Raw genomic sequence first — 1,298 nt, 5'->3', positions numbered from 1 at the left:
TGAACTTCCCCCGAGACCGTGGAGGCATCAACAATAGGGATCGAGATGCCAGAGAAACGGAAGAAGTACGACCGGGAGTTCCGTGAGGGTGCTGTCCGGATCGTCGAAGAGACGGGTAAACCAATTGCCCAGGTTGCGCGTGATCTCGGGGTGCACGAGGGCACGCTGGGCAACTGGGTGACACGTGCACGGGAGGCCCGCGAGGGGCGCGGCGAGCTGACTCGCGATGACCTCGATGAGCTCAAGCGGTTGCGCAGCGAGAACGCCGAGTTGCGGATGGAGCGCGATGTTCTCAAGCGATCCGTGGTCCTGTGGGTGAAGGAGGCGACGAAGTGAGCGTGGCACGCTTCATCGCCGACCAGAGGACCAAATACCGTGTGCCTCATACATTCACGTGTCTGCTGTTGGGTGTCGGTGTGTCGTGGTTCTACAAGTGGATCGGCCGTGCCGAATCTGCTGATGGAGTGCACACCGGCACCGATCGGCGCCGTGTCGCACTCGACGAGGCGGTCACCGCGGCGTTCGGCAAGGCCAGGGGCTTGCATGGGTCCCCGCGGCTGGTGGCTGACCTGCGTGATCTGGGCTGGGAGGTCTCGGAGAAGACGGTAGCCGATTCGATGCGCCGCCAGGGACTGGTCGCGCGCCGCATCAAGCGGCGCAGCGGGCTGACCCGCCAGGACAAGACGGCACCGAAGTTCCCTGACCTGGTCAAACGGGACTTCAGCGCGGCCGAGCCGAACTGTAGATGGGTGGGCGACATGACCGAGATCCCGACCGAGTGTGGTCAGAAGCTGTATCTGGCGACGGTGATCGACCTTTACAGCCGTCGGCTGCTGGGGGCGGCGATGGGCCTGCACCCGGATGCCGAGCTGGCGTGTGCAGCCATCACGATGGCCGTGGCGGCCCGAGGTGGCCGTCAGGCGATCTGGCGCGAGCAGGAGTCCGAGCGCCTCATTTTCCACACCGATCGCGGTAGCACCTATACCGCCAACAGTTTCACGACGTTGTGCCGGACGTTGGGGATTCGCCAATCGATGGGCCGTGTCGGGTCGTGTTTCGATAATGCCGCCGCGGAGGCGTTCTTCTCCTCGCTGGAATGGGAAGTGCTGTCCCGCAACCGGTTCCATGATACAGTTCACGCTCAGGCGGTGGTTATCGACTGGTGCTACACGTTCTACAATCACCAACGCCGGCACAGCTCCGCCGACGGGTTATCGCCCGTCAACTACGAGATCAGGGAATCCAAGACCAAGCCGCAAGCGGCATAAGGAACCCTCCACGATCTCGGGGGAACCCCA

At 63.3% G+C, this 1,298-nt stretch carries 2 protein-coding genes; both read left to right on the top strand.

The annotated features are described in order from the left end of the window. Positions 1-45 precede the first annotated feature (45 nt). Positions 46-336, top strand: coding sequence for a transposase (locus HPC46_RS34415; RefSeq protein WP_005148432.1), 291 nt, complete (start codon positions 46-48; stop codon positions 334-336). Next, complete coding sequence (locus HPC46_RS34410; protein WP_005148431.1) at positions 333-1,268, top strand: IS3 family transposase; 936 nt, start codon at positions 333-335, stop codon at positions 1,266-1,268. The genes HPC46_RS34415 and HPC46_RS34410 overlap by 4 nt, the downstream gene beginning before the upstream one ends. Positions 1,269-1,298 lie beyond the last annotated feature (30 nt).

This window comes from Mycolicibacterium vinylchloridicum, assembly GCF_013404075.1.
In the GTDB taxonomy this organism is placed as follows: domain Bacteria; phylum Actinomycetota; class Actinomycetes; order Mycobacteriales; family Mycobacteriaceae; genus Mycobacterium; species Mycobacterium vinylchloridicum.
The sequence above is the reverse complement of the archived record's forward strand: the minus strand, read 5'-3'. Positions and strand labels throughout refer to the sequence as shown.